The sequence below is a fragment of the Cellulomonas sp. EB106-03-03-XG116 genome (assembly GCF_058792015.1).
Window position 1 is genome coordinate 1 of the sequence record NZ_JBYTEP010000094.1, and the last position, 7,366, is coordinate 7,366.

General features: G+C 78.3%; 5 protein-coding genes. 3 read left to right on the forward strand and 2 right to left on the reverse strand.

Features of this window, described 5'->3' with window-relative positions:
• Window positions 1–61: 61 nt before the first annotated feature.
• Together AC3WUG_RS19010 and AC3WUG_RS19015 are read right to left on the reverse strand one after the other, a co-directional pair.
• Window positions 62–535, reverse strand: a complete 474-nt coding sequence (locus AC3WUG_RS19010) for a hypothetical protein (protein ID WP_492329098.1) — start codon at window positions 533–535, stop codon at window positions 62–64.
• A complete protein-coding gene (locus tag AC3WUG_RS19015; RefSeq protein ID WP_492329099.1) occupies window positions 532–2,760 on the reverse strand; it encodes a coiled-coil domain-containing protein in 2,229 nt (742 codons plus the stop codon). The genes AC3WUG_RS19010 and AC3WUG_RS19015 overlap by 4 nt, the downstream gene beginning before the upstream one ends.
• A 220-nt stretch (window positions 2,761–2,980) precedes the next feature.
• Between AC3WUG_RS19015 and AC3WUG_RS19020 the strand changes: the two genes are divergently transcribed.
• The 3 genes from AC3WUG_RS19020 to AC3WUG_RS19030 are packed head-to-tail and all read left to right on the forward strand — an operon-like array spanning window position 2,981 to window position 6,768.
• The gene (locus tag AC3WUG_RS19020) at window positions 2,981–4,762 is read left to right on the forward strand and encodes a hypothetical protein (RefSeq protein WP_492329100.1); all 1,782 of its coding nucleotides are present in this window, start codon (window positions 2,981–2,983) and stop codon (window positions 4,760–4,762) included.
• Window positions 4,759–5,793: a DUF8094 domain-containing protein gene (locus AC3WUG_RS19025; RefSeq protein WP_492329101.1), complete on the forward strand. Its 1,035-nt coding sequence runs from the start codon at window positions 4,759–4,761 to the stop codon at window positions 5,791–5,793. Before AC3WUG_RS19020 ends, AC3WUG_RS19025 begins: the two co-directional genes overlap by 4 nt.
• 36 nt (window positions 5,794–5,829) lie before the next feature.
• Complete coding sequence (locus AC3WUG_RS19030; protein ID WP_492329102.1) at window positions 5,830–6,768, forward strand: co-chaperone YbbN; 939 nt, start codon at window positions 5,830–5,832, stop codon at window positions 6,766–6,768.
• Window positions 6,769–7,366 lie beyond the last annotated feature (598 nt).

Below are 7,366 nucleotides of genomic sequence, written 5' to 3' on the forward strand. Positions count from 1 at the left end.
CATGCGCGAGCTCTGGTGGGTGTGGAAAAGGGTAGAAGATACAGGACCCGGCCCGTCGCGGTCAGGCCCCGGCGTCGCCCAGCGCCCGGGCGAGCGCGACCGGCAGGTCCAGCGACTCGCCGTCCTTGCCACCCGCGCCGATGACCAGCGGCGGGTCCTGCGGCTCGGGCCGCACGCCGCGCAGCCGCGCCGCCAGCGACGGCGGCACGGTCAGCACGTAGAAGCCGCCGTCGGTGCCGACCGCGACGGTGCGGTCCCGGCGCAGGTACCAGCCCTCCAGGGGCGTGCGGTAGCGGCCGCGGCCACCGTACCCCTGCGCGTGCAGCGGCTCGGGGGCGACGCCGCGGGAGCGGGCGTCCGCGACGAACCGGGCGATGAGCTCGCGGGCGCGGGCGGACTCGGCCTGGCGCCGGGCGCGGAGGGCGGCCTCGTGGGCGTCGGCGGCCTCGCGGCGGCGGGACCGCCAGTCGGCGGCGCGGTCGGCGCCCGCGTCGTCGGCCCCGGCCGGGACCGACGACGCGTCGCGCTCGCTCACTTCTCGGCCGGCGCGGCCGCGGCCTCGTCCTCGGAGGTCTCGGCGCGGTCGGCGGGCTGCTGTGCGGCCTGCGCCGCCTCCCTCGCCGCCGCGGGGCGCTCGGCGTCCTGCGCGGCCTGCGCGTCCCGCGCGGCCGGGGTCGCGCCCGTGGCCGTCGCGTCCGCGGCGACCTGCGGGCCGTCGGCGCCGCCCTGCGTGCCGTCGGCGTCCGGCGCGCCCGCGGCCGGCGCCTCGGCCGGCGTCGCGTCGTCCTTCGCCTCGGCGGGCGCGGGCACCGCGGGCGTCGCGGCCGAGACCGGGGCGGGCCGGCCCTTCCCGCGGGCCGGGCGCGCCGCCGGGCGGGCCGCCTGCTTCGCGTCGAACTGCGCCTGCGCGGCGTCGGCCTTCTCGAGCGTCTTCCGGTTCGGCACCGGGTCGTGGCCGAGCAGGTTGCGCAGCTCGTCGAGGTAGGACGTGATCGACTCGCGCTGCCGGTTCAGGTCCTCGACCTGGCGCTGCGCGGTGGTGCGCTCGCGCTCGGACTCCGCCATCGCCTCCGACAGCGTCTTCTCGGCGTGCTCGCGGGCCTCGGCGACGACGCGGTCGGCGTTCGACCGGGCGTTCGACAGCAGCTCCTTGGAGTGGTTCTGCGAGTCGACGCGGATCTTCTCGGCCTGCTCGAGCGCCTTGGCGACCCGCTGCTCGGCGTCGGCGGCGTGCGCCTCGGCGTCGGAGACGAGCCTCTCGGTCTCGGCGCGGGCCGTGGCGTGCCGCTCGGCGTCGGCGCGCTCGGCGGCCTCGCGCTGCGCGGCGATCTGCAGCTCGGCGTCCGCGAGCTGCTGGCGGGCCTGCGCGGTGAGCGCGTCCGCCTCGGCGCGGGCGGTCGAGCGGACCTCGTCGGCGGCACGGTTCGCCTCGGTGAGCTGGCGCTCGACGTCCAGGCGGGTGGCCTCGCGCAGCTCCGCGACCTCGCGCTCGGTGCGCTCGCGCAGCTCGGCGGCGTCGCGCTCGGTGCGCTCGCGCAGCTCGGTGGTCTCGCGCTCGGCGAGGGCGCGCAGCGTGGTGGCCTCGTGCTCGGTGCGCTCCCGCAGCTCGGTGGTCTCGCGCTCGGCGGCCGCGCGCAGCTCGCTCGCGTACTGCTCGGACTCCGCCCGCAGGGCGGCGAGCGCCTGCTCGGCCTCCTGCCGCGCGGCCGCGATCTCGTCGGCCACGGCGGCGCGCTGCTCCGCCGTCTCCCGGTCCGCGGTCGCCCGGACGAAGCCGGAGTACTGCTCGGCCTCGGCCCGCAGGGCGGTGGTCTCGGCGGTCGCCCGCTGCTGGGTCTCGGCGGCGGCCCGCTCGGCGGCGGACCGCACGGCGTCGGCGTGCGCGGCGGCGTCGGCGCGCAGGGCGCGGGACTCCTCTGCCGCGGCCTGCCGGGCCTCGGCGATCTCCGTCGCCGCCACCGACCGCTGCATGGCGGCCCAGCGCTCGGCCTCGGTGCGCAGCTCGGCGAGCTCCGCGGTCACGCGCTGGCGCAGCGCCGTCGTCTCGGCGTCGGCGGCCTGGCGCAGGTCCTGGTCGTACCGCTCGGCCTCGGCCCGCATCGCCGTGGTCTCCGACTCGGTGCGGGTGCGCAGCTCCTCCGCGGCCTGCTCGGTGCTGATCCGGAGCTCGGTCGTCTCGCGCTCGACCGTCGCCCGCAGCGTGCCGAGCTCGCGCTCCAGCGTCGCCCGGCGCTCGCTCTCCTCGGTCTGGATGGCGGTCTGGATCCGGGCGGCCTCGCGCTCCGCCGACCCGACCAGCTCCTCGGCGCGCCGCTGCGCGCCGGTCAGCGCGCTCTCGGCCTCGGTGTGCGCCGTCGACCGCTCCTCCGTCGCCTCGCGGCGCGCGGTGGCGAGCATCTCGGCGACCTCGTTCTCGGCGCGTGCCCGCAGCTGGCCGGCCGCGAGCCGCGCCCGGGCGAGCGCGTCGGACGCCTGCGCGTTCGCCTGCTGCACGACGTCGGACGACTGCTCCTCGGCGGACCGCAGCAGCATCTCGATCCGGGAGCCGAGACCGGAGTAGGTGGGCCGCTCCGCCTCGCGGAGCTGGCGGTGCGCCTCGGACAGCTCGCCCGAGATCTGCAGCACGCGCTCGTCCATCGACGCGACCTGGCTGCGGGCGTCCTGCAGCGCACGCTCGAGCTCCTGCATCCGGGTGTCGACGGGGCCGCGGTCGTAGCCACGGAAGTTGACCACCGGGAAGGGCGTACGGTCCTCTGCCACGAAGTTCCTCCTGCGAGCGCGCGCGAGCGCTTGTGGGGACGGCCTCCGGGCGGGAGGCTCGGGGCGTCGGTCGGCCCGCGTCCGCCGTCCAGGGTATCGGCAGCGCCACGGCCCCGGACACCCGTCCACCGGGCCCGCACCTGCCCCGCAGCCGGCCCGATTTGCCCGGACCCCGAGGTGGTCCGCCTATCCTGGGACGTCACGTTCGAGAGGAAGATGCGTGCTCCAACGACTGATCGCCGCCGTCCTCGGGGTGCTCGGGGTCGCGGCCATCGGGCTCGGCGTCGCCTCCGCCACCGTCTGGCGGGCCGACGACCCGCTGGTGGCCACGGCCTCGCCCGGGGGAGAGACCCGGACCCTCGTCACCGACCCCGGCGTCCTCGAGCTCGCCGGCGACCCCGTGACCGTCACCGTGCACGCCGACGGCGACCCGGTGGTGCTCGCGGTCGGCCGGGACACCGACGTCACCGCCTGGGTGGGCACCGACCCCTACGAGCGGGTCACCGGCCTGTCAGACTGGCACACGCTCGCCACCACGTCCGGTCAGGACGCGGCGGAGCCGGCCGCGAGCCCGTCCGCGTCCGCGACCGAGGAGGCCGCCGCCGAGGCCGCCCCGTCGCCGACGGCGAGCGAGGACGCGGGCGACGCCGCCGCGACCGCCGCCGACCCGACCGGCAACGACATGTGGGTCGCCGAGGTCGCCGGCGACGGCACCGCGACGCTCGAGTGGCCGGCCCAGGAGGGCCGCTGGTCGCTGCTCGCCGTGAGCCTCGGCGACAGCGCCCCGGTGCTGGACCTGTCCTGGCCGCAGACCGTCACCACGCCCTGGCTGTGGCCCGGCGTCGCGCTCGGCGTGCTGCTCCTGGCCGTCGCCGCGGTCCTGCTCGTGCGCATCCTCCGCCAGCGGCGCGAGGGCCCGGACGCCGGGTGGACCGACGTCAGCACCGGCGTGCTCGCCACCGTGCCGCTCCCCGCCGCGGGCACGACGCCCGCCGGCGGTGCGCCCGCGGCCGGGCCCGACGGGGCGATCCCGCTCGGCACGGTCACGCCCGGCGTGCCGCTGACCCGCCGGCAGATCCGCGAGGCCGAGGCCGCCGCGGCGGCCGCCCGCAGGCGCGGCGGCCGCACGCCCACCGGCTCCGTGCCCGTGGTGACCGGGGCGACGCCCGTGGTCAGCGGGGCGACGCCCGTGGTGACCGGGGCCACGCCCGTGGTCACGGGGTCGACGCCGGCGGTGACGGGGTCGACGCCGGCTGCAGCTGCGGCCGGCCCGGACGCGCCTGCGACGCCCGGTGCAGGTCCGGCCGGACCTGCGCCGCGACCCGGCGCGCGGGACGACGCGACGACGACGCTGCCTGCGACGCCCGCGGCCCCCGGGGCCGGCGCCGGTGCGGAGCGGACCCCTGCGGCCACCGCCGGTGCCGAGCCGGACCCGGCCGCCCCGCAGGTCGCCGCCGCGGAGGCGCACGCCCGCACCGGCTCGTTGGGCCGCGCGCTCGCCGACCGCCTGCCGTGGCGCCGTGGGCGCGCCGCGGCGGAGGCGCCGGTCCCCTCCGGGACCGACGACCGCGCGACGGGCCCGGCCGCGGCCGGCTCCGCTGCGGCCGGCTCCGCTCCGGCCACCGGCACGTCGAACCCCGCCGGTCCGACGCCCGCGGCGTCCTGGGCGCCCGCGCCGGCTCCCGCCCCGACGGCCCGCCCGTCCTCGGGGCCGGCCGGGTCCACGGCCGCGACCCCGCCCGCCGCGCCGGGCGCGGGCTCGGGCTCGTCGCCCGCGACCCCGGGCACGCCGCGCACCCCGGCTCCCTCGGGGCCGACGGGCCGTCCGACCGGCGCACCCGCCGCACCCCCCGCGCCCGGGACCGCCGGCGCCGAGGACGACGCCGCGACCCGCGCCCAGCGCGCGGACGCCTGGCGCCGCATGTGGGGGTTCCCCAGCACGGAGGAGGGCGGCGGCACGACCCCGCCGGACGACGACACCACCCCGGAGGAGGGCCGATGACCGCACGCACCACGGGGCACCGCCCCGGCGCCGCGCGGCTGCGCCGCCGCCTGGCCGGCACGGCGGTCGCGCTCGTCGCGGCCCTGGGCCTCGCCGCCTGCGCGAGCCCGGTGCCCGAGCCCACCCCCGACGCCGTGCCGGCCGTCCCGCCGCCGGCGCTGACGGTCGCCCAGTCGACCGACGTGCTCGACCAGGTCGGGACGGTCCTCGCGGCCGGGGACCAGGCGCTCGACGCCTCGGGTCTCGGCGCCCGGCTCGTCGGACCGGCGCTCGCGATCCGCTCGGCCGAGTACGTCCGCGCCACCGCGACCAACGGCGAGCGTCCTCCGGTCGTGATCCCGACGACCGCGCAGACGACGATCACGCCCGACACGACGAGCTGGCCGCGTACCCAGATGGTCGTGACGACGCAGCCCGACGACCTGCAGGCGCCGTTGCTGCTCGTCCTGATCCAGGACGGCCCGCGCGACCCGTACCGGCTCTGGGGCTGGTCGAGGCTCGGCCCGTCGGTGCAGATGCCGCCGACCGCCACGCCCGAGGAGGGCAGCGAGCCCGTGGCGGCCGACGACGGCACGTCGCTGCTGCTGTCGCCCACGGAGGCGCTGGCCCAGTACGCGGACGTGCTCACGAACGGCGACGCGTCCGCGGCGGCGGCAACCTTCCCGGCCGACTTCTTCCGCACCGCGATCACGGAGGCGCGCAACCAGACCGCCGCGAGCCTCCAGGCGGTCGCGACGGTCGCCGAGACCGTCTCCCCGGAGGCCGGGGCCGTGACCGCGCTGCGGACGGCCGACGGCGGGGCGATCGTGGTCGGCCAGCTGACGACGGTCACCACCGTCACGCTGTCCCAGGGCAGCATCACGCTGAACGACCCGTTCGACGCGGCCCTCGCGGGCAGGGACAGCGTGTCGAGCAACCTGGTCCGGACCTGGACCGACGTGGTAGCGATGTACGTGCCCCCGGCGGGTGGCGCGCAGCAGGTGACCGTGCTGGCGGCGGAGCACGCCCGCACGGCGGTCACCGGTGAGTGATGACGTGAGAGCACGCGAGAGCAGGAGCACTTCGGCATGAGCCAGAACCCGGCCCACGAGCCGCGCCTCAACGTGCGCGGCGCGGTCGACCTCTCCGGGCTGGGGCGCCCGGCCACCCCCGCGCCCGGCACGCCCGGCGGGCTGCCGGCGCCGGGCCCGTACACGGTCGACGTCGACACCGAGGGCTTCGCGGCCCTGGTGCAGTCCTCGACCCAGCACCCGGTCGTCGTCCTGCTGTGGGCGTCGTGGAGCGAGACCAGCATCAACCTCGCCCGCGACCTCGGGGCGCTCGCCGACCAGTACGGCGGACGGCTCCTGCTGGCGCGGATCGACTCCGAGGCCAACCCGCAGGTGGCCGCGGCGTTCCAGACGCAGTCGGTCCCGGCGGTCGTCGCCGTGCTGGCGGGGCAGCCGCTGCCGCTGTTCCAGGGCGCGCCGCCGGCCGACCAGGTGCGGGGCGTGCTCGACCAGGTCCTCGAGGCCGCCGCCGCCAACGGGATCACCGGCACGGTCGCGGCCCAGGAGGCGGAGCCCGCGCCGGCCGAGCCCGAGGAGCCGCCGCTCCCGCCGCTGCACCAGGAGGCGTACGACGCGATCGAGCGCGACGACCTGCCCGCCGCCGCAGCGGCGTACGAGCAGGCGCTCAAGGAGAACCCCCGGGACGACATGGCCCGCGCGGGCCTCGCGCAGGTCGGTCTCCTGAGCCGGACGCGCGACCTCGACCTCGCCGCCGTCCGCAAGGCCGCGGCCGACGCCCCGTCGGACGTCGACGCGCAGCTGGCGGTCGCGGACGCCGACGTCCTGGGCGGCCAGATCGAGGACGCCTTCGCGCGGCTCGTCGACACCGTCCGGGTCACCTTCGGCCCGGACCGGGAGCGGATCCGGGTGCGGCTGGTCGAGCTGTTCGACGTCGTCGGCGCCGAGGACCCGCGGGTCGCGGCGGCGCGCCGCGCGCTGGCGAGCGCCCTGTACTGACGCGGAGCTGCCGGCACCTCCGGGTGGGGGAGCGCGGCGACCGCCGACCGGGCCCGTCCGACCTCCGTGGTCGGGCGGGCCCGCGTCGTCCCGCGGGGACGCGCCGCGGCGTCGTCGCCCGACGGGGCGCGGCGCCGGTGCGTCCGGGTTCGGCCGGAGCCCTCGCCCCGGGCCCGCGAGGGGGCGACGCGGGGGACCGGCCGGCGGAACGTCGCAGGTGAGGGCGGGGATCGGGGGTGACCGCCGTCACGGCGCCCCGAGTTGACGGTCTCTCCGAGGCGTGCGTAATGTTCTGCTTCGTCGCCCGGCAGGGAGGAACGGACACCGAGGATCAACCCGGTGGCTGGTCCCCCGGACGACCACCCCCTGGTACGGCCTGAACGGGACGCATGAGCCCGGACCTCGCCGCGCCGCGGGACGATCCACGAGGATCGGGACGGTCCACACGGACTTGACCGACCGGAGCGGATCGGATAAGTTTGAACGGTTGCCTCCGGTCGGAAGCTCGCAAGAGCGAACGAGGGATGCGCGTCTGTTCTTTGAGAACTCAACAGTGTGCCTAGTAGTTGATGCCAAGATGGTTCATCGGCTCGGGTGG